The sequence below is a fragment of the Geobacter psychrophilus genome, assembly GCF_056821595.1.
The window spans coordinates 3,314,732-3,341,415 of record NZ_JBXDTU010000004.1 but is presented as its reverse complement, the minus strand read 5'-3'; the positions used below and the strand labels follow the sequence as shown (position 1 = coordinate 3,341,415).

40 protein-coding genes are annotated in these 26,684 nt (G+C 46.0%); 7 read left to right on the top strand and 33 right to left on the bottom strand.

Annotated elements, in window-relative coordinates:
• Window position 1: 1 nt before the first annotated feature.
• The 6 genes from argJ to ACOCF6_RS18010 all read left to right on the top strand — a co-directional run bounded on the left by argJ (window position 2) and on the right by ACOCF6_RS18010 (window position 5,913).
• Window positions 2-1,183 carry a bifunctional glutamate N-acetyltransferase/amino-acid acetyltransferase ArgJ gene (gene argJ / locus ACOCF6_RS18035; protein ID WP_482461708.1) on the top strand — a complete coding sequence of 394 codons (1,182 nt, stop codon included), beginning with the start codon at window positions 2-4 and terminating at the stop codon, window positions 1,181-1,183.
• Entirely contained in the window at window positions 1,146-2,438 is a 1,293-nt protein-coding gene (locus ACOCF6_RS18030; protein WP_482461707.1) for a serine hydrolase domain-containing protein, read from the top strand. The genes argJ and ACOCF6_RS18030 overlap by 38 nt, the downstream gene beginning before the upstream one ends.
• 108 nt (window positions 2,439-2,546) lie before the next feature.
• The gene (locus ACOCF6_RS18025; protein WP_482461706.1) at window positions 2,547-3,632 is read left to right on the top strand and encodes a response regulator; all 1,086 of its coding nucleotides are present in this window, start codon (window positions 2,547-2,549) and stop codon (window positions 3,630-3,632) included.
• Window positions 3,633-3,771: 139 nt separating this feature from the next.
• The gene (trpD, locus tag ACOCF6_RS18020) at window positions 3,772-4,824 is read left to right on the top strand and encodes an anthranilate phosphoribosyltransferase (protein ID WP_482461705.1); all 1,053 of its coding nucleotides are present in this window, start codon (window positions 3,772-3,774) and stop codon (window positions 4,822-4,824) included.
• A gap of 33 nt (window positions 4,825-4,857) precedes the next feature.
• Window positions 4,858-5,661: an indole-3-glycerol phosphate synthase TrpC gene (gene trpC / locus ACOCF6_RS18015; RefSeq protein WP_482463397.1), complete on the top strand. Its 804-nt coding sequence runs from the start codon at window positions 4,858-4,860 to the stop codon at window positions 5,659-5,661.
• Window positions 5,662-5,682: 21 nt separating this feature from the next.
• Window positions 5,683-5,913: a hypothetical protein gene (locus ACOCF6_RS18010; protein WP_482461704.1), complete on the top strand. Its 231-nt coding sequence runs from the start codon at window positions 5,683-5,685 to the stop codon at window positions 5,911-5,913.
• A gap of 11 nt (window positions 5,914-5,924) precedes the next feature.
• Here the strand turns inward: ACOCF6_RS18010 and ACOCF6_RS18005 are convergent, their stop codons facing one another.
• The 3 genes from ACOCF6_RS18005 to ACOCF6_RS17995 form a co-directional block, all read right to left on the bottom strand.
• On the bottom strand, window positions 5,925-7,253 hold the full coding sequence (locus tag ACOCF6_RS18005) for a S41 family peptidase (RefSeq protein ID WP_482461703.1): 1,329 nt from the start codon (window positions 7,251-7,253) through the stop codon (window positions 5,925-5,927).
• 163 nt (window positions 7,254-7,416) lie between these two features.
• Complete coding sequence (locus ACOCF6_RS18000) at window positions 7,417-8,805, bottom strand: sigma-54-dependent transcriptional regulator (RefSeq protein ID WP_482461702.1); 1,389 nt, start codon at window positions 8,803-8,805, stop codon at window positions 7,417-7,419.
• 60 nt (window positions 8,806-8,865) lie between these two features.
• Window positions 8,866-11,082, bottom strand: coding sequence for a sensor histidine kinase (locus ACOCF6_RS17995; protein ID WP_482461701.1), 2,217 nt, complete (start codon window positions 11,080-11,082; stop codon window positions 8,866-8,868).
• A 115-nt stretch (window positions 11,083-11,197) separates the two neighbouring features.
• Here ACOCF6_RS17995 and ACOCF6_RS17990 point away from each other — a divergent pair, with 115 nt between their 5' ends.
• Entirely contained in the window at window positions 11,198-11,650 is a 453-nt protein-coding gene (locus ACOCF6_RS17990) for a YaaR family protein (protein WP_482461700.1), read from the top strand.
• A gap of 75 nt (window positions 11,651-11,725) precedes the next feature.
• Here the strand turns inward: ACOCF6_RS17990 and rplQ are convergent, their stop codons facing one another.
• The 30 genes from rplQ to rpsJ form a co-directional block, all read right to left on the bottom strand.
• Entirely contained in the window at window positions 11,726-12,226 is a 501-nt protein-coding gene (rplQ, locus tag ACOCF6_RS17985) for a 50S ribosomal protein L17 (RefSeq protein WP_482461699.1), read from the bottom strand.
• A gap of 39 nt (window positions 12,227-12,265) precedes the next feature.
• Window positions 12,266-13,288 (bottom strand): DNA-directed RNA polymerase subunit alpha, encoded by a 1,023-nt coding sequence (locus ACOCF6_RS17980; RefSeq protein WP_482461698.1) that lies wholly within the window; start codon window positions 13,286-13,288, stop codon window positions 12,266-12,268.
• Between the two features lie 67 nt (window positions 13,289-13,355).
• Entirely contained in the window at window positions 13,356-13,982 is a 627-nt protein-coding gene (gene rpsD / locus ACOCF6_RS17975; protein WP_482461697.1) for a 30S ribosomal protein S4, read from the bottom strand.
• Between the two features lie 30 nt (window positions 13,983-14,012).
• Complete coding sequence (gene rpsK, locus ACOCF6_RS17970) at window positions 14,013-14,408, bottom strand: 30S ribosomal protein S11 (protein WP_482461696.1); 396 nt, start codon at window positions 14,406-14,408, stop codon at window positions 14,013-14,015.
• Window positions 14,409-14,435: 27 nt separating this feature from the next.
• Window positions 14,436-14,804 (bottom strand): 30S ribosomal protein S13, encoded by a 369-nt coding sequence (gene rpsM, locus ACOCF6_RS17965; RefSeq protein WP_482461695.1) that lies wholly within the window; start codon window positions 14,802-14,804, stop codon window positions 14,436-14,438.
• Between the two features lie 22 nt (window positions 14,805-14,826).
• Entirely contained in the window at window positions 14,827-14,940 is a 114-nt protein-coding gene (rpmJ, locus tag ACOCF6_RS17960; protein WP_173197078.1) for a 50S ribosomal protein L36, read from the bottom strand.
• An 18-nt stretch (window positions 14,941-14,958) separates the two neighbouring features.
• Window positions 14,959-15,708, bottom strand: a complete 750-nt coding sequence (map, locus tag ACOCF6_RS17955; protein ID WP_482461694.1) for a type I methionyl aminopeptidase — start codon at window positions 15,706-15,708, stop codon at window positions 14,959-14,961.
• On the bottom strand, window positions 15,695-16,357 hold the full coding sequence (locus ACOCF6_RS17950; RefSeq protein WP_482461693.1) for an adenylate kinase: 663 nt from the start codon (window positions 16,355-16,357) through the stop codon (window positions 15,695-15,697). The genes map and ACOCF6_RS17950 overlap by 14 nt, the downstream gene beginning before the upstream one ends.
• Window positions 16,358-16,360: 3 nt before the next feature.
• Window positions 16,361-17,668 (bottom strand): preprotein translocase subunit SecY, encoded by a 1,308-nt coding sequence (gene secY, locus ACOCF6_RS17945; protein WP_482461692.1) that lies wholly within the window; start codon window positions 17,666-17,668, stop codon window positions 16,361-16,363.
• On the bottom strand, window positions 17,668-18,111 hold the full coding sequence (rplO, locus tag ACOCF6_RS17940; protein WP_482461691.1) for a 50S ribosomal protein L15: 444 nt from the start codon (window positions 18,109-18,111) through the stop codon (window positions 17,668-17,670). Before rplO ends, secY begins: the two co-directional genes overlap by 1 nt.
• Before the next feature lie 15 nt (window positions 18,112-18,126).
• Window positions 18,127-18,306 carry a 50S ribosomal protein L30 gene (gene rpmD / locus ACOCF6_RS17935; RefSeq protein WP_482461690.1) on the bottom strand — a complete coding sequence of 60 codons (180 nt, stop codon included), beginning with the start codon at window positions 18,304-18,306 and terminating at the stop codon, window positions 18,127-18,129.
• Window positions 18,307-18,329: 23 nt separating this feature from the next.
• Window positions 18,330-18,818, bottom strand: a complete 489-nt coding sequence (rpsE, locus tag ACOCF6_RS17930) for a 30S ribosomal protein S5 (RefSeq protein WP_482461689.1) — start codon at window positions 18,816-18,818, stop codon at window positions 18,330-18,332.
• A 20-nt stretch (window positions 18,819-18,838) separates the two neighbouring features.
• Window positions 18,839-19,204: a 50S ribosomal protein L18 gene (rplR, locus tag ACOCF6_RS17925; RefSeq protein ID WP_482461688.1), complete on the bottom strand. Its 366-nt coding sequence runs from the start codon at window positions 19,202-19,204 to the stop codon at window positions 18,839-18,841.
• A 19-nt stretch (window positions 19,205-19,223) separates the two neighbouring features.
• Window positions 19,224-19,763 (bottom strand): 50S ribosomal protein L6, encoded by a 540-nt coding sequence (gene rplF / locus ACOCF6_RS17920; RefSeq protein WP_482461687.1) that lies wholly within the window; start codon window positions 19,761-19,763, stop codon window positions 19,224-19,226.
• Window positions 19,764-19,789: 26 nt separating this feature from the next.
• Entirely contained in the window at window positions 19,790-20,188 is a 399-nt protein-coding gene (rpsH, locus tag ACOCF6_RS17915) for a 30S ribosomal protein S8 (protein WP_482461686.1), read from the bottom strand.
• A gap of 39 nt (window positions 20,189-20,227) precedes the next feature.
• On the bottom strand, window positions 20,228-20,413 hold the full coding sequence (locus tag ACOCF6_RS17910; protein WP_482461685.1) for a type Z 30S ribosomal protein S14: 186 nt from the start codon (window positions 20,411-20,413) through the stop codon (window positions 20,228-20,230).
• 20 nt (window positions 20,414-20,433) lie between these two features.
• Window positions 20,434-20,973 (bottom strand): 50S ribosomal protein L5, encoded by a 540-nt coding sequence (rplE, locus tag ACOCF6_RS17905; RefSeq protein ID WP_482461684.1) that lies wholly within the window; start codon window positions 20,971-20,973, stop codon window positions 20,434-20,436.
• An 18-nt stretch (window positions 20,974-20,991) separates the two neighbouring features.
• Window positions 20,992-21,318: a 50S ribosomal protein L24 gene (gene rplX, locus ACOCF6_RS17900; RefSeq protein WP_482461683.1), complete on the bottom strand. Its 327-nt coding sequence runs from the start codon at window positions 21,316-21,318 to the stop codon at window positions 20,992-20,994.
• An 18-nt stretch (window positions 21,319-21,336) separates the two neighbouring features.
• Window positions 21,337-21,705 carry a 50S ribosomal protein L14 gene (gene rplN, locus ACOCF6_RS17895; protein ID WP_482461682.1) on the bottom strand — a complete coding sequence of 123 codons (369 nt, stop codon included), beginning with the start codon at window positions 21,703-21,705 and terminating at the stop codon, window positions 21,337-21,339.
• 17 nt (window positions 21,706-21,722) lie between these two features.
• Window positions 21,723-21,980: a 30S ribosomal protein S17 gene (rpsQ, locus tag ACOCF6_RS17890; protein WP_482461681.1), complete on the bottom strand. Its 258-nt coding sequence runs from the start codon at window positions 21,978-21,980 to the stop codon at window positions 21,723-21,725.
• 10 nt (window positions 21,981-21,990) lie between these two features.
• Window positions 21,991-22,179, bottom strand: coding sequence for a 50S ribosomal protein L29 (gene rpmC / locus ACOCF6_RS17885; RefSeq protein WP_482461680.1), 189 nt, complete (start codon window positions 22,177-22,179; stop codon window positions 21,991-21,993).
• Window positions 22,166-22,591, bottom strand: coding sequence for a 50S ribosomal protein L16 (rplP, locus tag ACOCF6_RS17880; protein WP_482461679.1), 426 nt, complete (start codon window positions 22,589-22,591; stop codon window positions 22,166-22,168). Before rplP ends, rpmC begins: the two co-directional genes overlap by 14 nt.
• Before the next feature lie 33 nt (window positions 22,592-22,624).
• The gene (gene rpsC / locus ACOCF6_RS17875; RefSeq protein ID WP_482461678.1) at window positions 22,625-23,257 is read right to left on the bottom strand and encodes a 30S ribosomal protein S3; all 633 of its coding nucleotides are present in this window, start codon (window positions 23,255-23,257) and stop codon (window positions 22,625-22,627) included.
• A 24-nt stretch (window positions 23,258-23,281) separates the two neighbouring features.
• Window positions 23,282-23,617, bottom strand: a complete 336-nt coding sequence (gene rplV / locus ACOCF6_RS17870; protein WP_482461677.1) for a 50S ribosomal protein L22 — start codon at window positions 23,615-23,617, stop codon at window positions 23,282-23,284.
• A 14-nt stretch (window positions 23,618-23,631) separates the two neighbouring features.
• Window positions 23,632-23,910, bottom strand: coding sequence for a 30S ribosomal protein S19 (gene rpsS, locus ACOCF6_RS17865; protein ID WP_482461676.1), 279 nt, complete (start codon window positions 23,908-23,910; stop codon window positions 23,632-23,634).
• Between the two features lie 20 nt (window positions 23,911-23,930).
• On the bottom strand, window positions 23,931-24,755 hold the full coding sequence (gene rplB, locus ACOCF6_RS17860) for a 50S ribosomal protein L2 (RefSeq protein WP_482461675.1): 825 nt from the start codon (window positions 24,753-24,755) through the stop codon (window positions 23,931-23,933).
• Window positions 24,756-24,776: 21 nt separating this feature from the next.
• Window positions 24,777-25,061: a 50S ribosomal protein L23 gene (gene rplW / locus ACOCF6_RS17855; protein WP_482461674.1), complete on the bottom strand. Its 285-nt coding sequence runs from the start codon at window positions 25,059-25,061 to the stop codon at window positions 24,777-24,779.
• The gene (rplD, locus tag ACOCF6_RS17850; protein ID WP_482461673.1) at window positions 25,058-25,681 is read right to left on the bottom strand and encodes a 50S ribosomal protein L4; all 624 of its coding nucleotides are present in this window, start codon (window positions 25,679-25,681) and stop codon (window positions 25,058-25,060) included. Before rplD ends, rplW begins: the two co-directional genes overlap by 4 nt.
• Before the next feature lie 19 nt (window positions 25,682-25,700).
• A complete protein-coding gene (rplC, locus tag ACOCF6_RS17845; RefSeq protein ID WP_482461672.1) occupies window positions 25,701-26,327 on the bottom strand; it encodes a 50S ribosomal protein L3 in 627 nt (208 codons plus the stop codon).
• A 30-nt stretch (window positions 26,328-26,357) separates the two neighbouring features.
• Window positions 26,358-26,666, bottom strand: a complete 309-nt coding sequence (gene rpsJ, locus ACOCF6_RS17840; RefSeq protein WP_309359003.1) for a 30S ribosomal protein S10 — start codon at window positions 26,664-26,666, stop codon at window positions 26,358-26,360.
• Between the last annotated feature and the right edge of the window lie 18 nt (window positions 26,667-26,684).

Sequence of the window (26,684 nt, the reverse complement as noted above, 5' to 3'; positions counted from 1 at the left end):
CATGGATATCAAAGGCTTTCAATTTTCGGCCGTTGAAGCGGCGATCAAGAAGCCGGGGCGCAAGGATCTGGCCCTGATTTTCTCAGAGATTCCGTCCCAGGCCTGCGCCGTTTTTACGGTTAATGCCGTCAAGGCAGCACCGGTGCTGCTTTCTGCCGAGCGTATCAGGAGCGGCAACACACAGGCCCTGCTGGTCAACAGCGGCAATGCCAATGCCTGCACCGGCGAAAATGGAATGCATGTGGCCAGGGAGACCTCCCATCTCGTGGCTGCGGGCCTCGGCATCCCTGATGATGCCGTGCAGGTCTCGTCCACCGGTGTTATCGGCGTACAGATGCCGACTGATCGGATCATGACGGCCATCCCGACCCTGCTTGACGGTCTTTCATCCGGCACACTGGATGATATTGCCCAGGCCATCATGACCACAGATACATTTCCCAAGATGGAGGCCCGCAGCGGCCAGGCCGGCGGCATCAGCTACAGCATCGCCGGCATTGCCAAGGGGGCCGGCATGATCATGCCCAACATGGCCACCATGCTGTCGTTCATCATCAGCGATGTTGCAGTGGAAACCGTTTTTCTGGAGGCTGCTTTCCGGAACGCCGTGGAGTGTTCGTTCAACGCCATCACCGTTGACGGTGACATGTCCACCAACGACACCTGCCTGATCATGGCCAACGGCATGGCCGGCAATCCACTGATTGCTGCCGACAGCCCGGAGGCCGCCGCTTTTGAAACAGTTCTGCATGACGTGCTGCTCTCACTGGCCAAGCAGATTGTAAAGGACGGTGAAGGGGCCACCAAATTTGTTGAGATCCGGGTGACCGGTGCAGCCAGTAACGCTGATGCTAAACGTGCGGCACTGGCCATTGCCAACTCCAGCCTTGTCAAGACCGCTTTCTTCGGACAGGATGCCAACTGGGGCCGCATCTTTGCTGCAGTGGGATATTCGGGTGCGACTGTTGATCAAACACGTTTGTCACTTCACTTTGACGATGTCTGCATGGCCATGAACGGCGTATTTGCAGGTAGTGATGCCGAGGCTCGCGGCACAGAAGTGCTGAAGCAGAAAGAATTTTCCGTTACCGTCGATCTCGGCCTCGCTGCCGGGGTGGCAACAGTCTACACATCCGACCTGTCCCATGAATATATCAACATCAATGCCGATTACCGCACCTGACGAAGATGCAGCACTGGCGCGCTGCACTTCGTCACCCAAAGCGGCAGACGTCCATACTACCCGCATACCGCCAGACCTGACCCGGGCAGGCAACTTCCTGCACATCGTCTGCTTTCTCGTCTCATTCTGTCTTTACTTCAATCAGGCACCACTGTATGCAGCAGATGAACTCCTGGATGCTGGCCGGGCCGCTACGATTGATTTTATGCTGGAAAGGGCCGTGGCTCAAGGCTACATCGGAGGTGGTGTTGTCCTGGTCGGGAATCACGAGGGAGTCATCTACACAACCTCTCGCGGCAAGGTTGGATTTTCGGTTGATTCAGCAACATTGTCCGAACGAACAATGTTCGACATCGCGTCACTTACCAAAGTTGTTGCAACTGCTCCGGCAATCATGAAACTGCTGGAAGAGGGTCGCATTACCCTGCTGGATCCGTTGACCCGCTGGTTCCCCGAATTCGAGGGAACAGGCCGGGAAGATATAACCATACTCAACCTGCTCACCCACACCTCGGGACTCAATGATATTGCATTCAGCAGTGTCGAGCCACTCAAAACGGCCATCTACAAGATGGGCATCCAGAGGAGCGGCAGACTTCCCGGATCCAGCTTCCGCTACGCTGACATAAATTTCATTCTCCTGGCTGAACTGATCCAGCGCGCATCCGGGGTTCCGCTTGACAGATATTGCCGGGAGAATTTCTACGGGCCACTCGGCATGGGTGATACCATGTTCCTTCCGCCCCACGAACGGGCCGGCAGCATCGCTCCGACCATCGGAACCGCTAACGAACTGCTCAGCGGGATTGTCCAGGACGAAAATGCCCGTCTTCTGGGTGGAGTGGCCGGACATGCCGGGCTGTTCAGCAGTGCATCCGATTTATCACGATTTGCCGCCATGATTCTCAATAACGGCAAACTTCACGGCATACCTGTCTTCAACGAACGGGTCGTGTCGCAGATGACCTCACCTTATTTCTATAGTAACGGACACGTAGTGCGCGGCTTGGGATGGGATATAGATTCACCCTACTCGTCGCCGCGGGGCAGTTTTTTCTCTGCTATGTCTTTCGGCCATACCGGCTACAGCGGTTCTTCCATCTGGATCGACCCCCAGCGTGACCTGTTCGTAATCCTGCTAACAGTAAGGCTCAACTACCGTGATACCCGTCACATCAACCGTCTGCGCAGCGACATATCCACCATCGCCGCATCGGTTTTTTCACCCCCTCCGAGTGCCCGCGAAGTACTGTAAAATATGTAACAACCCCGAACCGCTTAAAACTTGACACGTTAGCGCCGGTATGATAATTTTTTTGAGCTTTTTTTTGCGTTCCATTATGAACCTGACCAGGAGGGGCACATGAGCATCAAGATTCTCCTTGCCGATGACAGCATCACCATTCAAAAGGTGGTCGGCATCATTTTCGGGGGCGAAGACTATTCCCTCACCGTGGTGGACAATGGCAAGGCCGCCGTCGAAAAGGCTCAGGAACAGAATCCTGATGTCCTTCTCATCGATGCCCTCATGCCCGGCATGTCAGGTTACGAGGTTTGCGAAGCTGTCCGTGCAACCCCGTCTCTGGCAACTAAACCGATACTGCTGTTGACCGGTTCCTTCGAACCGTTTGATGAAAACAAGGCCAAAAGCTGCGGGGCTGATGATTTCCTGGCCAAGCCTTTTGAATCCCAGCAGATTATTACCAAGGTCAAGGCACTCTTTGACCTGGGTGCATCACGTTCCGGAGCGCCAGCACCAACGGCTGCACCGGTTGAAGCGGATTTGGCAGCCCCCGCATATGCGGAATTCGAGATTGAGCCCACAGTAGCCCCGCCGATTGAAGAGACCGCATCAACCAATGATATCTGGGGTGCCTTCACCGCTCCTGGAGAAGCGGCAGAACCTGCAGTGGAAGCCCCACAGGCAGCAAGTTCTTCGGTGTTGGATGAAAACATTTTTTCCATGGTCACTGAGGCACCAGTGGTGCAAACGGCAGCAGAGCAAGCTGTCGAGCCTCCGGCAAGTGATGGTACCGGTTCTCAGTGGATTCCGGTTGAAGAAGAAACCTTTGAATTCGAGGAAACCATCATTGCGGAGCCTTCCGTATCTGCCTTTGCTGAACCGGAGCCGGTGATTGAAGACAGTGCTTTCGAATTTAGCGTGCCTGAGCCGGAAGAACAGGCTGTTCCTGTTGTGACCACACCTCTTGTCAATGAACCTGAAGCGCTTTCATTTGAGGAGCCAGTTCCAGCCCCTGCCCCGTTGATAACACCGGAAGCCGTTCCATCAGTAGCGGCAATTCCGGCTGCGATGACCGAAGATCAACTCAGAGCTGCTCTGGCTGGCGCATCAAAGGAAGTTATCGAACGTATCGTATGGGAAGTCGTGCCTGATCTGGCCGAAACCATGATCAAGGAAGCCATCCGCAAAATCAAGGAAGGCATGTAAAGAACAGACTACACCCGTTCAAAACCGTCACAAACATGGGGATGTTCACGCATCCCCATTTTTATTTTTCCATGCCAGTACGTAAGAATTGATTTCATGAACGTACTATCCCGTTGATCGGGGCCAGGAGGACGCACCAATGATCAGAAAAGCCATTGCCAAGGTTGTCGAGAGAGAAAATATTTCTGAAGGGGAGATGATCGAGGTCATGAACCAGATCATGTCCGGTGAATCCACAGCGGCTCAAATCGGCTCCTTCATTACTGCCCTGCGCATGAAGGGCGAAACTGTCGAGGAGATCACCGGCGCGGCCCGGGTCATGCGTGAGCGGGCCACACCCATCAGGGTCGGCAGAAACGTGCTCGATCTGGATCGTGACGACATCAACATTGACCGCGAAACCATCCTCGATGTGGTCGGCACCGGCGGAGACGGCACCAACACCTTTAATATTTCCACTACGGTTGCTTTCGTGGTTTCGGCCTGTGGCGTCAAAGTTGCTAAACACGGCAACCGGTCGGTCTCATCGATCTGTGGCAGTGCCGACGTCCTGGAGCGACTGGGCGTCAACCTGGATATCGCCCCGGAGATCGTGGAAAAATGTATCTCCGAGATCGGAGTCGGCTTCCTCTTTGCCCCGGCTCTACACGGTGCCATGAAACACGCCATCGGTCCACGCCGCGAGATAGGCATTCGCACGATTTTCAATATTCTTGGTCCGCTGACCAATCCGGCCGGAGCGGATTGTCAGGTCATGGGTGTTTATCGTGCCGATCTGGTGGAAAAACTGGCCGGTGTACTCCACAAGTTGGGCTGCAGGCATGGTTTCGTCGTCCACGGACTGGATGGAATGGACGAGATAACCCTCACCGCCGACACATTGATTGCCGAGGTCACGCCGGCGGGGGTCAAGCTGGGAACCATCAATCCCGAACAGTTCGGTCTTGTCCGTTGCAGCATGGATGCTTTGCGCGGCGGGGATGCCACCGCCAACGCCGAGATTGTAAAATCAGTGCTGGGAGGCGAGCAGGGTGCGCGGCGAGACATTGTCCTCTTGAATACAGCCTACGCCTTAGTAGCGGCTGGCACAGTTGACACACCGGCTGAAGGCATATTTCAGGCTTCACAAGCCATTGACTCCGGAAAAGCAATGAATCAGCTTCAAAAGCTTGTGTCACTTACCAATATTTAAGCACCCGGGGGCTTTGTGCAGGGAAAACAGACGTTGAATGACACACCGGACATCCTGAAGAAGATCGTCGAGTATAAACGTGGAGAGGTTGCTACGGCTCGCACACACACAACCGTGGCCGAACTGAAGGCTCACATAGCCGACTTGGAAGATACGCCACGCGGCTTCGAAAGGGCTCTGCGGGATGCCGCGGCAACGGGCTGGACCGCCATCATCGCCGAGATCAAAAAAGGCTCTCCCAGCAAGGGCATTATCCGACCAGACTTCGATCCGCTGGATATCGCAGAAATCTACCAGAACAATGGAGCCACCTGCCTATCGGTACTGACTGACGAGCATTTCTTCCTGGGACATCTGCGCTATCTGGCTTTGATCCGCGAAACCGTTTCCCTGCCCTTGTTACGCAAAGACTTCATCATCGACCCATACCAGATCTACGAGGCACGCGCGGCCGGAGCTGACGCGGTTTTGCTGATCGCCGCCTGCCTTGAACTGTCACAATTGCGGGAGTTCACGGCAGTCGCGCATGAATTGCATCTTGATGTGCTGCTGGAGGTTCACGACGAAACCGAGATGGAAAAGGCTCTGCAAACGGAGTGTTCTCTTATCGGCGTCAACAATCGTAATCTGCGGACCTTTGCCATCGATCTGGGTACTACCGGCCGCCTGGCGCGCATGATGCCCTCCACTTGCATGCTGGTGACCGAGAGCGGCATTAACAATCGCGCCGACATACAGCGACTTAAAGGCAACGGGGCCGGGGCTTTTCTTGTGGGTGAATCACTGATGCGGGAAGCAGATATCGCAGCCAAATTACAGGAACTGCTGAACGACTAACAGACGCTTGTGGAGGATCAGATGGCAAAGATACAAGGGATCGGACTGGCTGTCATTGCTTTTGTGGCATATATTGTTGGCGGCATCGGCTGCTTTGGCGGTGTAGGCCTTATCATGTTCATGCAGGGACGCGACCTTTTTGGCTGGGGAGAAGGCCGTTCCATCGGCTATCTGTTCTTATGCGTAGGACTCTGCTTATCAATCCTCGGCGTTCTGCTAATGCGAATTTTCCGTAATCGCGGGCTAACCTGAGATACCACCTACTATCTGAAACTGAACCCCTGCTCTTTAATCATCTGCAGCGATCGCAGCAGCTCCAGCGCCCGCTGGAGCTGGTAATCTTTAGCAATCTCTGCATCAGCGCCTTGTAAGGCAGGGGCAGGAATCTGCAATACTTTAGCGCTGTCCGGAGCCAGCCTGTTTTCAAGATCGTTCTCCTTAAGATTTCCTTCCATATTCCCTTTTGCAGGTATCGGCTTCACCCGATCAACAATAATATCGGGTTCAATACCCTTGGCCTGAATCGAGCGACCACTGGGTGTGTAGTAACGAGCCGTAGTCAACTTGAGAGCAGCATTTCCTCGCAGCGGAATGATGCTTTGCACAGACCCTTTGCCAAAGCTCTGCTTACCCATTATTATTGCCCGCTTATGATCCTGGAGTGCACCGGCGACAATCTCGGAGGCGCTGGCGCTGCCGCCATTAATCAGAACAACAATAGGATATCGTGGTTCCTTGGTTCCCAGAGTCGCATTAAATTCATGGTTGGCTGACGGTGCACGACCTTTGGTGGAAACGATCAGGGTATTTTTGATATCATCCCCAATAAAGCAATTTGCCACTTCGATTGACGAGCCTAGTAGCCCGCCGGGATTATAGCGGAGGTCAATTACCAGCCCCTTTAGCGTGCTTCCGTTTGCATTGTGCAATTCCTGCAGTGCCTGTCGAAAATCACTACCGGTACGTGCCTGAAACTGGGCTATTCTTATAAAACCATAGCCTGGTTCCAGTAACCTCGATTTCAGACTCTTTATTTTGATGATGTCACGCACCAGGCTGAAGGTCAGGGGCGCTGAAGAATCACCTCGCAGTATAGTCAGCGTTACCAGAGTCCCTTTTTCACCCCTCATGCGCTTGACGGCAGCCGATATGTTCATATCACGAGTTGTGGTACCGTCAATTTTCCATATATGATCATTAGCCTGAATGCCTGCACGAAAAGCCGGTGTGTCATCTATTGGAGCGATTACCGTCAATTTGCCTTCTTTTGTCCCCAGCTCGATGCCAACACCTCCAAATGCTCCCGACATCTGAACCTCCATCTCCTTGAACGGTTCAGGGGGCAAATAGGCACTATGCGGATCCAATGAAGCCAACATGCCAGTAACCATACTTTGGACAAGCTTCTTCCCATCAGGCTTTTCCACATACGATTTGTTTACTGATGAAAAGGCTTCCTGCAAGAGTGATAGATATGCGGCATCGGAATTCTTTTCCCGCGGTGTCCAGATATTCATAAGGATCAGCGCAAGACAAAGAAAGATGCCTGCCAGAACAACAGCTATCAAGGTTTTTGATACTGTTTTTTTCATTATAAAAAACGCTCCATAAAAAACAATTAAAGTGCGACACCATCTCTCAAGCAGGTACTAACGGCTCTCAAGAGCAGTACTGCCGTTACATTGCGATCGGAAACATTGGTGTATTCGGTGTAGTTAATCTGACATACAAGAGGAACCAATCAATGCGTTACTACTAATCCTGAGCAGTTCTATGTCTCACATCAATCCCGTAGCTTTTGATCTTACGGTGCAGGTTGCTGCGTTCCAGTTCAATTACTTCGGCAGTCCGCGAGATATTCCAGTCGTTTTCCTCGAGCTTTTGAATGATGAATTCTCGTTCAAACTCCTCACGAGCTTCCCGCAAGGTGGCCAGTGCAAGAGCTCCATCATGCGCTGGGTAGGAGCATTCGATCTCATTGTGACCTCCTGTCAGGTCTGGAACATCGTGACTTGATATCATCCGCCCAGGCGTCATAATTAAAATTCGTTCAATGATATTCTTGAGCTCACGCACATTTCCTGGCCAATGATACTGCTTGAGGATTTCCAGTGTTTCAGGAAGAAAAAGCTTGGGTTCACGTCCCTCCTTCCGGTAGAACAGACTGACAAAGTACTCCACCAGAAGCGGGATATCATCAGAACGTTCACGCAGTGCGGGTGCACGAAATGGAACCACGTTCAGGCGATAATAGAGGTCTTCACGAAATCGCCCTTGACGGATTTCATCATCGAGATCTTTGTTAGTTGCAGCGATAATTCTCACATCCACCGCAACCAGTCGGGTACCGCCAACTCTTTCAAAACACCTCTCTTGAAGGATACGTAACACTTTAGCCTGGGTCTTGAGGGACATGTCACCAATTTCATCCAGAAAAAGTGTACCGCCATCCGCAAGATCAAATTTCCCCTTTTTCTGCGCTAATGCTCCGGTAAAAGCACCCTTTTCATGACCGAAGAGCTCACTCTCAATCAACTCCTCAGGAATGGCAGCACAATTTATTGCTACAAACGTCTTATTATGGCGTTGACTGTAATAATGGATTGAGCGGGCGACTAACTCCTTACCGGTTCCATTGGCACCGCTTATCAGCACTGAGGCATTCGTCGGTGCGACACGCATGATCTGCTCACGCAAAGCAACAATTGCATCCGATGCTCCAATCAATTCATGTTCATTGCCGACAACCCGCTTAAGTTCATCATTTTCTACGCTTAGATCTTTCATCCGCAATGCATTTACGACAGAGATCAACACCTTATCAAGCGATAACGGTTTTTCAATAAAGTCAAATGCACCAAGTTTTGTAGCCCGTACAGCGGTTTCTATAGTGCCATGGCCCGATATCATAATGACCGTGATAAAGGGAAAAAAACTTTTCAATTTTTCAAGCGTCTCAAGTCCGTCCATTCCAGGCATCCAAATATCAAGCAGTACAAGGTCCGGCAACTCCTCCCGGGCGGACTCCAACGCTTCCAGCCCGCTTGCGGCAGTTACTACCTGATATCCTTCATCCTCAAGTATCCCGGTCAGTGAGATCCTGATATCTTTTTCATCATCCACAACAAGTATGGTTTTTGACACGCTATGGGCCCTCTCAGTATATGAATCTCACGTATTTATAAAGTACCCGTGCAACCAAAATTACCCCGCCGGTAACTCCACTACAAAGCAGGCTCCCCGCGGATGATTATCCTTGACCCTTACAAAACCATTATGGTCGGTGATGACACTGTTGACAATCGCCAAGCCAAGTCCTGTACCGGTTTTTTTTGTTGAAAAATATGGTTCAAAAAGACGGGGCCGATCCTCAAGCGGGATTCCGGGACCGTCATCGCTAATACGGAAATCGGCCATCTTGAGTTCCGGGTCGTAGTGACTGGTAATCTGGATGGTGCCTTTCTCATCCATGGCGGCCACTGCATTTTCTAGAAGATTTATCACTACCCGCTTGATCTGGTCACGGTCTATTTTAAGAAGCGGCAGATGTTCATCCGGGATGTAATCAAACGTAACACCGCGATGAGCCTCCTGATAGAGAGTGAGGGTCTCTCGGATAATCGCATTCAAATCATTGAGCTCCGGTTGGATAGCCGGCATTCGTGCAAAATTAGAGAATTCATTAACCAGATTCTTCAGGTCATCTACAGACTTTATTATCATTTCAGTGCACTCATCGAAAACCTTCTCGTCGTCACCAAAACGGGAAAGATAGCGCTTACGGAGACGCTGGGCTGAAAGCTGGATAGGAGTGAGCGGATTTTTTATCTCATGGGCAATCCGCCGGGCTACTTCACGCCATGCAGCCATACGTTGAGCTTTCATCACTTGGGTCAAATCATCCAGTACCAACACGGTTCCCATGAAATTTCCAGCTTCATCCCGCAACATAGTAAGGTGCAAGTGAAGCGATAGCCGTGTGCCACTGATATCAAGGGTGATCTGACGGTTGATTGTGTCTTGTTTAGCGATCACAAGATCTTTCAAACTTTCCTTAACAATATCCAGATGAGACTCACGCAGCACTTCCCGAAAATTTTTCCCCATCACAGAACCGGTATTTATTTTAAGAAGCTTTTCAGCAGACGTGTTGATGGTTGTAATAACCCCCTCTCTATCAACCGATATTACACCGGCAGCAACATTACGCAGAACAATTTCCATGTAACGCCTGCGTTGCTCAATCTCCTGATTGATACGATACAGTTCATCATTGGATGTATTAAGAGCCTGCTGTTTTGCACGCAAATCGTCTGTCATCCTGTTAAAAGACTGCACCAACATACCAATCTCGTCGGTCGAGTATGAATCAATATGAACACTGAGATTACCGTCCGCAACAGCACGAGTCGCCTCGACCAATTCCTGCAATGGCCGGGTCATGCTGTTGGCAAGATATACTCCCATCCAATACGCAAAAAAAACAATAACAACCGTAATCAGGAACAGGGTAATAATATACCCGGTCCGTATCGGGTTTTTCAGAATTTTGAGTTGGCGAAACTCATGATACGAGGCAGTAATCTCCTTCATCTTATTGACCAAGGAATAAGGTACGTAGTAATTTACAACGACTACACCGACAACATCCTTCTGATTCCAGGTAGAATAAACGGGAACAATCCCACGAATTAAATCAGCCTTACCGGCCTGGTTAATACGGGTCAGTTCACTGCCTGCCAATCCTCTGTTAATATCTTCCGATGCCGGATTAGTAAACTCTCCCTTTGGAACATCCGGGTTAGACGCTTGAACCAATTCTTCACGTTGAGCAGAGTATACTTCTACAACCCCCAGATTGTATTCTTTCTGCTTCTGACGAATCAATTCCTTTAATTGCGGTAAATTGTCCTGGTTAAGAAGTTTATTCGTCTTTATAAAACCACTGATCTGACGACCATAGTACAGTGCATTCGATGCAGAATTTTTGTAATACGTTTGAGCCACTTCCAATGATTCGCTGAGAGAGCTTTCGACCTGAGTGTTGAACCAGTTATGAACAGTATTATTGATAAAACCTGCAGCGGCAAAAAACAGCAACATGGTGGGAACTAGTGACAACCCAACAAAAGAAAGTACAAGCTTTGTACGAAGTCGTGTCGCAAAAGGATTTGCGCGACTCTCCATAAATAGCTTTACAACATTTCGAGAGACAAGATAAACAAGTAAAATTACAAGTAAAATCACAATATTAATTACACCAAAAATGGCGATATTACTACCCATGGGAGCATCGGCACTTATCTGAGTGAGTCGAATCTCAGCCCTGGTAAGGAATATGATTAAAAGTATGGAAAGACAGATAATCACAGCTTCGCGGATGCGTTTATTTCTTTCGTATGTTGTGATCCTAGTGTCCATGCGCGGAATATACCATAAGCAGAGGTTGATGCAAATGCGATTGTTGCAAAAATGCATCATTTGCCTGAATCCTGGCGATGTGATACAAATAGCAACTATAATGAAAGGAGATATTATGCGAATTCTCGATGTTTTGACGTCTCGTAAAATTGAGACAAAGAAAACTAACACCTCTTCCGCTAATAATGGTTCTGTAGCACGATCACTCTTTTCAACTGAAATGCTTCAGCAGGATAAAGAAGTTAATGGCTACAACCAAGAAATTGATGAGTTACGAAAGGAAATTGATTTAGCAGGGGAGAAACTTGAAAAGGAACCAACAATTCCAAATTTTCTGAGCTTTCGAGATATTCTAAGCAGGTTAGTAAAACGCATCAGCAATGAAGCATACCGCTTGGACAAATACGGGGGAACACCACAGAATCCTCGTTATTTTGAAATTATCACCACAATCAATCTTGAGGCAGACAAACTCTATAATCTCATCATTCACGAACAAAAAAACAATATGGCTATAACTGAAAAAGTAATCGGCATCAAAGGTTTGGTTGTAGATTTAATAACTTGACACAAAATGTCGTTAAAACAAAAAAAGGCAAGGGTAAAACATAACCCTTGCCTTTATTCAAGTCAATAAAAGGTATTAATTAGCAGGTGTCTCAGAACCCTCGGCGGTTTCGATAACTGCATCGGTTGCTGTATTTGTAACATTAGATGCTGGCGTTACTACAACTTTGGGTTGCGCTGAAGCCACTACAGCTTTCTGACGCACCTTTTTGGGCGTCATCTCTTCTTCTACAAGTTCAATGATCGAAACAGGTGCAGCATCTCCCTGACGAATTCCAAGTTTAACGATACGAGTGTACCCTCCAGGGCGATCCTTGTAACGAGGAGCAATGGTAGTAAACAATTTAGTTACAACAGATTTTTCGCGTATATAAGATGCCGCTTGACGCAAAGAGTGAAGATCACCACGTTTACCAAGTGTAATCATCTTTTCAGCAACGGATCTAATCTCTTTTGCCTTTGCATCTGTTGTAGTAATTTTTTCATGGTTGAGAAATGAGGTTACCAAGTTTCTAAACATCGCTTCACGATGACTAGTGGTTCTACCCAATCTCCTACCTGAATTTCCATGACGCATAACATTTTTCCTTTCTGATGCAATTAACTGTTCAGAGGACTATTCTTCTTCTTTCTGCTCACCACGTAGTCTACGCAGAAATTCGGGGTCAGGAAAACCATCTATTTTCATTCCGAATGTAAGTCCCATATCATTCAGAATATCCTTGATTTCATTTAACGACTTACGTCCAAAATTCTGAGTTTTCAACATTTCAGCCTCAGTTTTTGAAACCAATTCACCAATCAGCTTGATTCCAGCATTTTTGAGACAATTGGCTGAACGTACAGAAAGTTCTAACTCCTCTACCGTACGATAAAGATTCTCATTTACCTTGTCTTTTTCCTCTTGTGACTCTTCAAATAACTGAGGTTCAGTTTCTTCATCAAAATTGATAAAGATTGTAAGCTGTTCCTTCATTATTTTAGCAGCATATGCAATAGCATCTTCAGGCTTAGCACTGCCGTCCGTCCAGACTTCAACTGTTAATTTATCATAATCAGTCATTTGTCCAACACGAGCATTTGAAACCGCGAAATTTACTTTTTTAATCGGTGTGAATATTGAATCGATTGGTATGGTACCAACAGGCGCCTTCTCATCACGATTTTTATCAGCAGTAACATACCCCTTGCCCATTCGAACAGTCAGTTCAACTTCGAAATTGGCATCTTTTCCACAAGTGGCTATATGATGCTCAGGATTCATTATTTCAACATTATGCCCTACAAGGATGTCACCAGCGCTAATCAGTCCTTCACCCTTATGTTTAATATGAATAGTTGCACCATCAGAAGAATGAAGCTTAAGCCTTACACCCTTCAAATTGAGGATAATGTCAGTAACATCTTCCGTTACACCTTGAATTGTAGAAAATTCATGCAAAACCCCTTTGATACGGACGGCAGTAATCGCTGCGCCCTGCAAAGAAGAAAGCAGAATCCTTCTTAAAGAATTACCAAGAGTAGTGCCAAATCCACGTTCAAACGGTTCTGCAAAAAATTTACCATATGTTGCTGAAAGAGATTCTTTTTCAACCTGAAGTTGCTTCGGCTTGATAAGATCTCGCCAGTTTTTATACATTACAACCTCCTCCGGAGAGTATTGTCCGGTTGTCGACGTTACGGGTAGATAAACTATGATCCCAAGATTACTTGGAGTAGAGCTCGACGATCAATTGCTCCTGAATCGGGGTAGTAATATCTTCGCGAACAGGCAATCCTTTGAGGACCCCCTTGAACGCATCCCGATCAAGTTCGAGCCACTGTGGGATACCGCGACGGACAACAGCTTCCAGAGAGTCATTTACAGTTACAATTTTTCTGCTCTTCTCGCGCAATTCAATTACGTCGCCTGATTTCAGCTGAATCGATGGAATGTTTACCTTGCGACCATTAAGAGAAAAATGACCGTGCATTACCAACTGCCGTGATTCAGTGCGTGAAGAGGCAAACCCTAATCGATACACCGTATTGTCAAGACGTCTTTCAAGAAGAGAAAGCAGGTTCTCACCTGTTACACCCTTCATACGATCTGCTTCTGCAAAATAACCACGAAATTGTTTTTCAAGCAAACCGTAAATTCGTCGTACTTTTTGTTTTTCACGAAGCTGAACTCCGTAAGCAGATGTTTTTGAACGACCTTGACCATGTTGGCCGGGAGGATAGCTACGTCGCTTTATACCACACTTATCAGTATAACAACGTTCACCCTTCAAAAATAATTCCATGTTTTCTCTTCTGCACAAACGGCATGAAGGTCCTGTATAACGAGCCAATGAAAACCTCCTTGATATGTTAAAACTTAATCAGACTCTTCTGCGCTTTGGAGGACGACAACCGTTGTGAGGAATCGGTGTGACATCCTTTATGAAACTGATGTTCAGACCAGCTGACTGCAGCGCTCGCAAAGCAGATTCTCTACCAGAACCTGGACCCTTAACATAAACCTCAACGCTCCTGAGGCCATGCTCCTGAGCTTTCTTAACACAGTCTTCTGATGCAATCTGAGCTGCAAAAGGAGTGCTTTTGCGTGAGCCCTTAAAGCCTTTTGCACCTGCTGTTGACCACGCAATAACATTACCGACTGGGTCAGTTATAGTAATAATGGTATTATTAAAGGTCGCCTGAATATGAGCAACACCATTACTGATGTTCTTACGTTCCTTTTTTTTACGTACAACTTTCTTAGCTGGACTTGCCATTCGTGTTCTCCAAAGTGCTAAATAGAATTATTTCTTCTTACCAGCAACAGTACGGGCAGGGCCCTTACGAGTTCTAGCGTTTGTTTTGGTACGCTGGCCTCTCACTGGAAGGCCTTTTCTATGTCGAAGACCACGATAGCATCCAAGATCCATGAGGCGCTTGATATTCATGGATATTTCTCGACGCAAGTCGCCTTCAACTTTACAATTGCGATCAATTTCATCACGCAGTCTAGAGACTTCAGCCTCTGTCAATTTATCCGTACGGGTGTCCGGATCAATTTTTGCGGAAGCAACAATGTTCTCTGCGGTTGATCTGCCAATACCATAAATATAAGTAAGGGCGATAACGATATGCTTATTTTTGGGTAAATCAATGCCTGAGATGCGTGCCAATTGAATGTCCTCCTTTAATTACTCATCCCTGACGTTGGGAATGCTTCGGGATGTCGCAAATAACACGGACAACTCCCTTACGCTTTATAATCTTGCACTTATCACATATCTTCTTAACAGATGCACGTACTTTCATGTAACTCTCCTTCACGCTTTAACTAACACGTGTCAAAATTTCAGGCCCATTTTCTGTTATAGCCACAGTGTGCTCAAAATGCGCTGAAAGCCCACCATCACAGGTTACAACAGTCCAACCATCTTCAAGAACTTTAACTTCAAATGATTTTTCATTGATCATTGGTTCGATAGCCAGAACCATTCCAACCTTTAATCTAACCCCGCTACCCGGCTGACCATAATTAGGTATCTGCGGATCTTCATGCAACTTCCTACCGATACCATGACCAACAAAATCACGAACTACGGAATAACCGCGCTGTTCTACATAGAACTGTACAGCATGAGATATATCGAAAAGCCTTCCGCCTGGAACCGCTTTATCAATCCCGACCAACAAAGACTTTTGAGTTGTCTTGATTAATGATTCCGCAACCACTGAAACATCACCAACAGGAACCGTTATGGCTGCATCACCAAAGAAATCGTCGTATAAAATTCCGAAATCCAGACTAAGAATATCACCGGACCTAAGAGGAACTTTGGTTGGCATTCCATGTACAACCTGACTGTTCGGAGAACAGCACAAAGCGCTCGGATAATTGCAGTAACCCTTAAAAGCAGCTTTTGCATTTCGCTTAGCAGCTTCTGCAGAGGCTAATGCTTCTAATTCAAAAGTGGTTACACCTGGCTTAACGCGCTCTTCAAGAAGGGCAAGGATTTCAGCGACCATCCTACAAGGAACTTTCATCCGATCAATCTCACGAGGAGACTTAAGGACGATCACCAGTTACTCCTTGAAGTATTGACTCAATTTGCTTTTGTATTCCCAGTATTGAGCCACTACCATCTACATGCCGCAACAAACCAAGTGACTCATAATATTTTTTCAACGGAGCAGTCATTTGGTCATAAACGGACAAACGATTTCTTACCGTATCTTCTGTATCATCATCGCGCTGAACCAATGGCGAATTACATGAATCACAAACACCATTCATCTTGGGAGGATCAAACTTTATATGAAAACCTTTACCACATGAAGAGCAAGTACGGCGACCAGAAAGCCGGACTACTATCTCAGAGTTATTAACATCAAGTGATATGACATGGTCAATGGACTTACCCATGCTATCCAATATTGACACAAGGGCTTCTGCTTGCGGAATTGTTCTTGGAAATCCATCCAACACAAAACCTTCACAGCAGTCCGATCTTACAAGACGCTCTTCAATCAATCCCAAAACAACATCATCAGGCACAAGCGAACCAGCATCCATAATCTTTTTGGCAATCAAACCAAGCGGAGCCTTATCCTTAACTGCGACACGCAACATGTCACCAGTTGAAATCTGAGGGATATGAAACCTTTCAACTATAAACTTGGCCTGTGTGCCTTTACCTGCACCAGGTGGACCAAAAAGAATCAGATTCATCTGCTACTTACGCCCCCTGATACGCACACCTTTCAAAAAACCTTCATAATTACGAGTAATTAAGTGCGATTCAATCTGAGCAACAGTATCCATTCCAACACCGACAGCAATGAGCAGCGCCGTACCGCCAAAATAGAAAGGAAGATTAAATCTTCCAATAAGTATAGAAGGCAGGACGCAAACTACAGATATATATATTGCTCCAGCAAAAGTCAGCCTCGTAAGAACACTATCCATAAAATCGGATGTTTCTTTTCCCGGTCTAATGCCTGGAATGTAACCACCGTGTTTTTTAATATTCTCAGCCACATCAATTGGGTTAAATGTTACAGCCGTATAGAAGTAGCAGAAAAATATTATGAACGCAACAAAAAATATATTATAAATCCAGTTTCCCGGCGTCAAGCTCTTCGCTGCCTGTTGAACCCAGGGGATATTAATAAAATTCGCTATCGTTGCTGGGAACATGATTATTGAGGAAGCAAATATTGGAGGAATTACACCCGCCATATTAACTTTTAGGGGTAGATGGGAAGACTGAGCGTTGAAAGTTTTCAATCCAACAACACGCTTAGCATAATGAATTGGAAGACGACGTTGACCGCGCTCAACAAAAACAATGCCAGCAATTACTAAAAACATAATGGCAAGCACGAAAATAATAACAAAAAGTGATAACTGACCAGCATTAACAAGCTTAATTGTATTGCCTATAGCTGTCGGTATACGACAGACTATGCCGGCGAAAATAATGAGTGAAATACCATTACCAATGCCTTTTTCAGACATTTGCTCGCCAAGCCACATAATAAAGGCGGTACCAGCAGTAAGTGTAATTACGGTCATCAATCGATAGGACCAGCCAGGATTTGGTACAACCAGCTCACCAGCGGGACCACGCATGCTTTCAAGACCTATAGCAATGCCAAGACCTTGTACAACACTTAAAAGCATTGTGCCATAGCGTGTGTACTGAATGATCTTTTTACGACCCGACTCGCCTTCTTTCGACAGTTTTTCGATTGCAGGGACAACCACAGTCAATAACTGGAAAATAATCGAAGAAGAAATGTAAGGCATGATTCCAAGTGCGAATACAGAAAGCCTCTCCAATGCACCCCCGGAAAACATGTCAAACAAACCAAGTAAAGTACCCTGAGCCTGTTTAAAAAACGAAGCCAATGCAATACGGTCTATACCCGGAGTTGGAATAAAACATCCAATACGATAAACAGCTAACATTCCGAGAGAGAAAAGAACCCTATTCTTTAATTCAGGAATTTTAAATATATTTTTGAGTGCTTCAAGCACTATGCCGTCTCCTCACAAGTACCACCAGCAGCTACTATTTTGTCTCTGGCGGATTGGCTGAATTTTGTTGCGGTTATTTTCAATGCTTTTGATAAATCGCCATTCCCCAGGATCTTAACAGAATCGAGCGAACACTTGATTAAACCTTTGGTAACAAGTGAAGCTGCATCAACAGTCGAACCTGTTTCAAAAATATCAAGCTGACTGAGATTAACAACAGAATATTCTACACGGGTCAAAGGTGTAAACCCACGCTTTGGAAGACGGCGCTGAAGTGGCATCTGCCCACCTTCAAATCCCGCTTTAATGCTACCGCCAGAACGTGCTTTCTGACCTTTATGGCCTTTAGTCGACGTTTTTCCATGACCAGAACCTGGACCGCGACCAATACGTTTTCTATTTTTCGTTGATCCTAGTGCTGGTTTGAGTGTATTCAAATCCATGATAAGCGCCCCTTTTTACTGTGCTACATTCAGCATATGGCTGATTTTTGATATCATGCCGCGAATTTCAGGTGTATCAGCATGTTCTACTGAATGATTCAGCCTTTTTAAGCCAAGACCGGCTACTATGTCTCGATGTTTTTTAGGTTTACCAATTGTGCTCTTGATGAGCGTTACCTGTAATTTGGAGCTCATGATACAATCACCTCAAAAAAAAGTTATTCTGTTATTCCGCGACGAGCTGCGATCTCTTCAGGAGTCTTAAGCCGCTGCAATCCTGCAAAAGCTGCTTTAACAACATTATGAGGATTGTTTGAACCGAGACATTTTGACAAAATATTATTTATGCCTGCAGCCTCGAATATTGCTCGTGCAGCGCCGCCTGCAATCACACCGGTACCTGCAGACGCCGGCTTCATCAAAAGCTTGCCTGCGCCAAACTTGCCTTCAATTTCAAAAGGAATCGTTTGATTCTGATTAACAGGCACTTTAATAAGATTTTTCTTGGCCTGCTCTACACCTTTACGTATAGCTTCAGGAACTTCATTTGCTTTACCTAGACCATAGCCAACATGACCGTTTCCGTCACCAACAACAATTAGTGCAGAAAAGCTGAATCGTCGTCCACCTTTTACTACTTTGGCAACGCGGCTAATATGTACAACACGATCTGTTAGATTAAGTTCTGCGGGATTGATTCTACTCAATGAAAGCCTCCTCTATTGCTTTAGAAAAGAAGCCCACCCTCGCGGGCGGCATCTGCAAGTGCCTTGATTCTGCCATGATACAAAAAACCATTTCGGTCAAATACAACCGATGTAATACCTTTGTCAATGCACAGTCGGGCTATCTCCTTACCAACATGTACAGCAGCCGCTACATTACCGGTATAGGAAAGTTCACCAGTACCAGATGACAAAGTAGAACAAGCAACAAGAGTTATATTTTTTGTATCGTCAATTAGCTGGGCATAAATATGTCGAGAACTTTTAAAAACATTGAGTCGCGGACGCTCGCTTGTTCCACGGACTTTCTTACGTACGCGAACCTGACGTTTGAGCCTTGTTATAGTTTTGAGTGAAGTTTTAGCCACAATTTTCTCCTTATAAAGACTATTTCTTGCCTGTCTTACCGGCTTTTCTCAGTATAGTCTCGTCAGCATACTTGATACCCTTGCCCTTATATGGCTCTGGACTGCGGAAGGATCTGATCTTAGCGGCAGTCTGACCAACCATTTCCTTATCATAGCCCTTAACTGACAGTTTAGTCATTTTTTCAACTTCAATGGATATTCCATCAGGGATAAGAAAATTCACCGGGTGAGAGTAACCTAGACTGAGAACAAGTTCTTTACCCTTGACTTCAGCACGATATCCGACACCATTAATCTCAAGATCTGTCTGAAAGCCCTTGGTTACTCCAACCACCATATTACTGATAAGAGTACGGGTCAGACCGTGTGCAGACCGTGAACTCGTGGTCTCATCGTTCCTGGTAACTTCCAGAGAAGTTTCACTTATATTTAGAGTGACACAGGACATAATGGGACGGACAAGCTTACCATTAGGCCCCTGCACCGTAAGTATTGAATCCACAAATCCAATTTTGACACCCTTGGGTATTTCTATGGGAAGCTTCCCTATTCTCGACATTTGTTCATACTCCTTGATCGCAATAATTACCAGATGGTGCAGATAAGTTCACCACCAACGCCAGCCTTACGAGCAACGTTATCGGTGATAACACCCTTAGATGTAGACAGAACAGCAACTCCAAGTCCACTTTTGATAACCGGAATATCTTCCGACTTTACATAAACACGACCGCCAGGCTTACTTACTCGTTTTATTTCGTTGATGACACTGTCCTTCTCATCAACATATTTCAAATAAACCCTGAGTATCCCTTGGAGGTTATCAGATATAACCTTGTAGTTCTTAATAAAACCTTCCTGCTTAAGAACATTGGCGATACTGACCTTCAGATTTGAAGAAGGAATGTCTACTTTCTGCAGCTTAACCATATTAGCATTCCTAATCCTGGTTAGCATGTCAGCAACGGGATCTGTCATGGACATCTTGGGTAACTCCTATCTATTTCTCAAGCTTTATAATATTTACCAGCTGGATTTAATCACGCCAGGTATCTGGCCTGCAGAAGCATACTTGCGAAGGCAGATCCTGCACATCTGAAACTTGCGATAAAAAGCCTTAGGTCTTCCACATATCTTGCATCGACTGTGTTCTTGAACCTTAAACTTTGGTTTACGCTGAGACTTGATAATCATTGAAACTTTTGCCACGGAATCCTCCCGGAGTTGTCTTAGTTCCTGAACGGCATACCTAGATACTTGAGAAGGGCTTTACCTTCTTCATCTGTCTTGGCACTCGTCACAATCGTTATATTGAGCCCTTTAATCTTATCAACGGAGTCATAATTGATTTCCGGAAAAATCAGTTGCTCTTTGATGCCCAAGGTATAGTTGCCTTTACCATCAAAGGCTTTCCCTGAAACACCTTTAAAGTCACGTACCCTTGCAAGCGATACATTCATGAGTCTGTCAAGAAATTCATACATTTTATCACGACGCAAAGTAACCATGCAGCCAATGGGCATACCTTGACGAAGCTTAAAAGTTGCAATAGATTTCTTTGCTTTTGTAATAACAGACTTCTGTCCTGAAATGGCATTTAACTCAAGAGCAGCTGAATCAAGAATCTTCACGTTCTGGATTGCTTCACCAAGTCCCATATTCAGAACAATTTTTTCAATTTTAGGAACTTCCATTACATTCTTATAACTGAAGTCAGAACGCAACTTGGGAATAATTTCATTTTGATAAATATCTTTTAAACGCGACATATTGTTAATGCCTCCAGTCTATTTCTCAAGAGAACTTCCACATTTAATGCAGATTCTCTGCTTGTCACCATTCTCAAGTTCCTTCTTCCGAGTTCTAACCGGTTTGGCACACTTGGCACAGAACGGCATAACATTGGAAATGTGGATTGGGGCCTCTTTCTCAGTGATCCCACCCGGCTCGTTGCCTTTAGCCTTTAAATGGCGCTTTACCATATTAAGGCCTGCTACTACAACGCTATCTTTTTTGGGCAATAACTGGAGAATCTGGCCGGTTTTGCTCTTCTCCTTGCCGGCAATTACCATTACCGTATCGCCCTTGCTTACATGAGATTTCGTGGCTTGCATCATTTTCTCCGATTCCGTTTATAGTACTTCAGGCGCAAGGGAAATGATTTTCATAAACTTCTTGGCACGTAATTCCCTGGCTACCGGGCCAAAGATACGTGTTCCCACCGGCTCTTTTGCGTTATTAATGACTACACCCGAATTGTCATCAAATCGAATATACGAACCATCAGGACGGCCAAGCTCCTTTGCAGTTCTAACAATGACTGCCTTAACAACGTCACCCTTCTTAACTTTGGAGTTAGGAAGTGCTTCGCGTACAGAAGCGACTATAATATCACCAATTCCAGCGTATTTACGCTTTGAACCGCCCAGAACTTTAATACAAAAAAGTTTCTTGGCACCCGAGTTGTCTGCGACATCCAGTATTGATTGCATTTGTATCATTACTCAATACCCCTGTTCTAAGAAATGCTTTCGATGATCTGCTTAAGGCTCCAACGTTTATCCTTGCTGAGAGGGCGGCATTCGATAATCTGAACACGATCACCTACCTTACAACAGTTCTGCTCATCGTGCACTTTATACTTCACACTGCGTTTGATATATTTATTATATACTTGGTGCTTGACAAGACGGTCGACCTTAACAACAACAGTTTTCTCCATCTTGTCGCTTACCACAACGCCTACTTGAGTTTTTCTGTGACCGCGTTCACTCATCTGATGCTCCCTATGCCTTGTTCTCAGTAATTATTGTGCTGACCCTAGCAATATCCTTACGGATAGTTTTCAGCTTGGATGTATTTTCAAGCCTGCCGGTATGCAGCTGAAACTTGAGATTAAAGAGCTCCTGAGTGAGGTCGCCCTGTTTCTTTGTAAGATCTTCGGCAGTCAATTTACGTAATTCACTTGGCTTCATGGCTTACCTCCCGTGCTATAAACTTTGTAGAGAGAGGCAATTTATGTGCAGCGAGTCGGAGTGCCTCACGCGCAATTTCTTCTGTAACGCCTTCCATCTCATATAAAATTGTCCCCGGCTTAACAACAGCAACCCATGAGTCAGGAGAACCTTTACCTTTACCCATCCTTGTCTCAGCAGGCTTAGCAGTCAGTGGTTTATCGGGAAACACACGTATCCAGATTTTACCACCCCTCTTGATATATCGTGTCATGGCAATTCGAGCTGCCTCAATCTGACGAGAATCAAGCCAACCGCATTCAGTTGCCTGAAGCCCAAACTCACCAAATGAAAGAGTGATACCACGGCAAGGCTTGCCGGACATGCGGCCCTTCATCTGCTTTCTATGCTTTACCCTTTTAGGCATTAACATTGATACATGCTCCTGTTATGCAAATTAAAAGTGTTACTGACCAGGTAAAATTTCACCTTTGAAAATGAGAACCTTTATACCAATAAGACCGTACGTTGTTTTTGCTTCGGCAAAACCGTAATCGATATCTGCGCGTAGTGTATGCAAAGGCACCCTGCCCTCACGATACCACTCTGTACGGGACATTTCAGCACCACCAAGACGTCCTGAGCAGGTAATCCTGATCCCTTTTGCACCAAATTTAAGTGCGGATGTAACACTCTTTTTCATAGCGCGACGGAAGGCAATCCTTCTTTCAAGTTGCAACGCAACATTCTCGGCTACAAGTTGAGCATCAAGCTCAGGCTTACGTACTTCATGAATATTAATAAATATTTCTTTTGAAGTGAGCGATGAAAGCTCCTTCTTTATAGTTTCCACCTCAGACCCTTTTTTACCGATAATAAGGCCCGGTCTGGCGGTATGAATATTAATCTTTGTTTTATTAGCAGCGCGCTCAATCTCAATCTTAGAGACACCCGAATTATAAAGGCGCTTTTTCAGATACTTCCTAATTGAGATGTCTTCATGCAAATATTTTGCATAATCGGCTTCCGCGTACCACTTGGAGTCCCATGTTTTGATAACACCAAGCCTGAAACCTATTGGATGTACTTTTTGTCCCAAACTACACCTCCGGAAAAATAAAAACTACTTCGTATCGGAAAGAGTGACTGCAATATGGCTGGTAGGTTTACGAATCTTGCTGGCACGCCCCATAGCACGTGGAACAAATCGTTTCAGCACTGCACCACCATCAACAAAAATTGTTTTAACAAATAACCGATCAACATCAGCTATCCCCTTTTGCTCAGCATTAGCAACAGCGGAACGAAGGAGTGTTGTAAGCATTTTTGCCGACGGATTTGGCATAAATCTTAACGTATTAAGTGCATCCTGTATTGCTTTTCCCCTTACGAGGTCAACAACAAGGCGCGTTTTCCTGGGAGAGAGTCGTACAGATACAAGTTTAGCGCTGGATTCCATATAAATTCCCCTTACTACTTCTTAACTTTGCTCTTCTTATCGGCTGCATGGCCGTGAAAAGTTCTTGTCGGTGAAAACTCACCCAGTTTATGTCCAACCATATTCTCGGTAACGAACACAGGAATGAACTTGCGACCATTATGTACTGCCAGACTCAACCCAATGAAGTCTGGAGTTATGGTCGAACGCCGCGACCATGTTTTAATGATCTTTTTTGAGCTCGGACCTTCTGCCAAAACTTTCTTGATCAGATGTCCATCGACAAATGGACCTTTTTTAATTGAACGTGCCATAAAGTGTCAGCCTCTCGATATTATTTGCTGCGTTTTTTTACTATAAACCGATCAGAAGTCTTGTTGGTTCTGGTCTTGTAGCCTTTAGTAGGAATACCCCAAGGCGTAACCGGATGACGACCACCAGAAGTACGTCCTTCGCCACCACCATGTGGATGGTCAACCGGGTTCATTGCAACACCACGGACTTTTGGACGTTTTCCCAGCCAACGGGAGCGACCGGCTTTGCCAATATTAACATTTTCGTGGTCCAAATTACCTACCTGACCAATTGTTGCATAACAATCCTGCAGAATCAGTCGCACTTCGCCGGAAGGAAGTTTAATCTGCGAATATTTCCCTTCTTTCGACATCAACTGCGCAAATGTTCCAGCACTTCTGGCAAGCTGAGCGCCTTTTCCAATCTTGAGCTCAATGTTGTGAATGATTGTGCCCAGCGGGATAGCGCGTAACGGAAGCGCATTCCCAGGCTTGATGTCAGCCTCAGGTCCACTGATCACTGTATCACCGACTTTGAGATTCAGTGGTGCAAGGATATATCGCTTCTCACCGTCAACATAGTGAAGAAGAGCAATACGAGCACTACGATTCGGGTCGTATTCAATACTTGCAACCTTCGCAGGTATACTGGTCTTTTCACGACGGAAGTCAATAATGCGATACTTCTGCTTATGACCACCGCCTATGTGACGAGAAGTGATGCGGCCAAAAGAGTTTCTGCCACCAGTTTTAGTCTGGGAAACAAGCAGAGATTTCTCAGGCGTTGTCTTCGTGATCTCTTCAAACGTCGAGCAGGTCTGGTGTCTGCGTCCTGCTGATGTAGGTTTATAACTTTTGATTGCCATTGTGAACCCCGAACGTGTTAATTAGACTTCAAAGAAATCTATGGATTGCCCCTCTTGGAGGGTCACGTACGCCTTTTTCCAATTTGAGCGTTTCGCACTTGTTTTTCCAAAGCGCTTCATCTTGCCAGCCACGTTGACCGTTCTTACTCCCGAAACCTTTACTTTAAAAAGGGATTCGACAGCTTGTTTGATCTCAATCTTGTTGGCATCCCTGTCAACAACCAATGATACTGTGTTGGTTGAATCGCTACCAAGAGAAGTTTTTTCCGTGACGTGCGGTTTCTTTATAACGGAATAAATGTTCATTTCTGCAGCACTCCTTCAACAGTCAGAACCGAGCCCTGGGTAAAAATGATGTGCTTATACTTCAGCATGTCATGAATATTAAGAGCATCGTGCTTTAGCAATTTAACATGTGGTACATTGCGGGCTGAAAGAATGAGATTATGATTTATCTCATCAGTTACAATCAATGAGCGCTCAAGATCAAATCGTTTCATAAACACCACAAAATCCTTGGTCGAAATTGACTCAAACACCAATTTGTCGACAACGGTTATGCGGTCATTTTTTAACTGCATGGACAAAGCAGAGCGTATAGCAGCATTACGCGCCTTCTTGTTCATGCTCAGATTATACTCTTTTGGCTGAGGCCCGAATGCGACACCACCACCAGGATACTGTGGAGCCCTACTGCATCCCTGACGAGCATTACCGGTACCTTTCTGTTTGAAAGGTTTTTTACCGCCGCCAGATACTGCAGAGCGATTCTTTACTGCGACTGTACCAGCTCGACGGTTTGCAAGCTGGATACGAAGAGCCTGATGCATCAAATGCTCTTTAACTTCAGCACCGAACACATCATCAGACAACTGTATTTCCCCAACTTGCTGCCTGGTCATATTATATAATGCTATCGAAGGCATACTCGTAACTCCCGAACTATTACTTTATACTTTGTTTAATTAGGACAATATTATTCTTGTGGCCTGGAATAGCTCCCTTTATTAAAAGGAGGTTATCAGCAGAATCAACACGAACAATCTGAAGTCTCTGCACGGTAACTTTTTCGTTTCCCATCTGACCGGGCATTTTCTTGTTCTTGAAAACGCGAGAAGGTGTTGCAGATGCGCCGATCGAACCTGGGGCTCTGTGGAACCGGGAGCCGTGTGAAGCACGACCGCCCTTAAAGTTCCAGCGCTTAATAACGCCTTGGAAACCCTTACCAATACTCGTACCTGTAACATCAACAAAGTCGCCGGGCAGGAACTGATCTACAGTGAGAGAGTCTCCCAAATTCATATCGGCAACGTTGTCAAACTTCATTTCCCTGAGGTATCTGAAAACACCATTGCCGGACTTGGCACAGTGACCGAGTTTCGGTTTTGTGGAAGTTGAGGCATTGACTGATTCAAAGCCCACTTGAACTGCCGAATATCCATCAGTCGACTGAAGCTTCTTCTGAGTGACAAAACAGGGACCTGCCTGTACTACAGTAACCGGCACCCGAGTTCCGTCCTCAGTAAATATCTGGGTCATGCCCAGTTTTTTTCCAATGATACCTTTCTTCATAGCTCTTCCCATCCAAGTAGTGATAACCAGCTACAGTTTAATCTCAACATCCACGCCAGCTGAAAGATCTAATTTCATGAGGGCGTCCACAGTCTGCTGAGTAGGGTCAAGGATGTCGATTAACCGCTTGTGTGTGCGGATTTCGAACTGATCACGAGACTTTTTATCAACATGCGGGCCACGGAGCACACAATATTTGTTGATTACGGTCGGCAACGGTATGGGTCCTGCTACACGAGCACCTGTTCGTTTTGCAGTGTCAACAATCTCCCCAACTGATACATCCAGGAGTTTATGGTCATATGCCTTAAGGCGAATTCTTATCTTCTGGCTCTGCATTGTTATCCTCGTAACGTG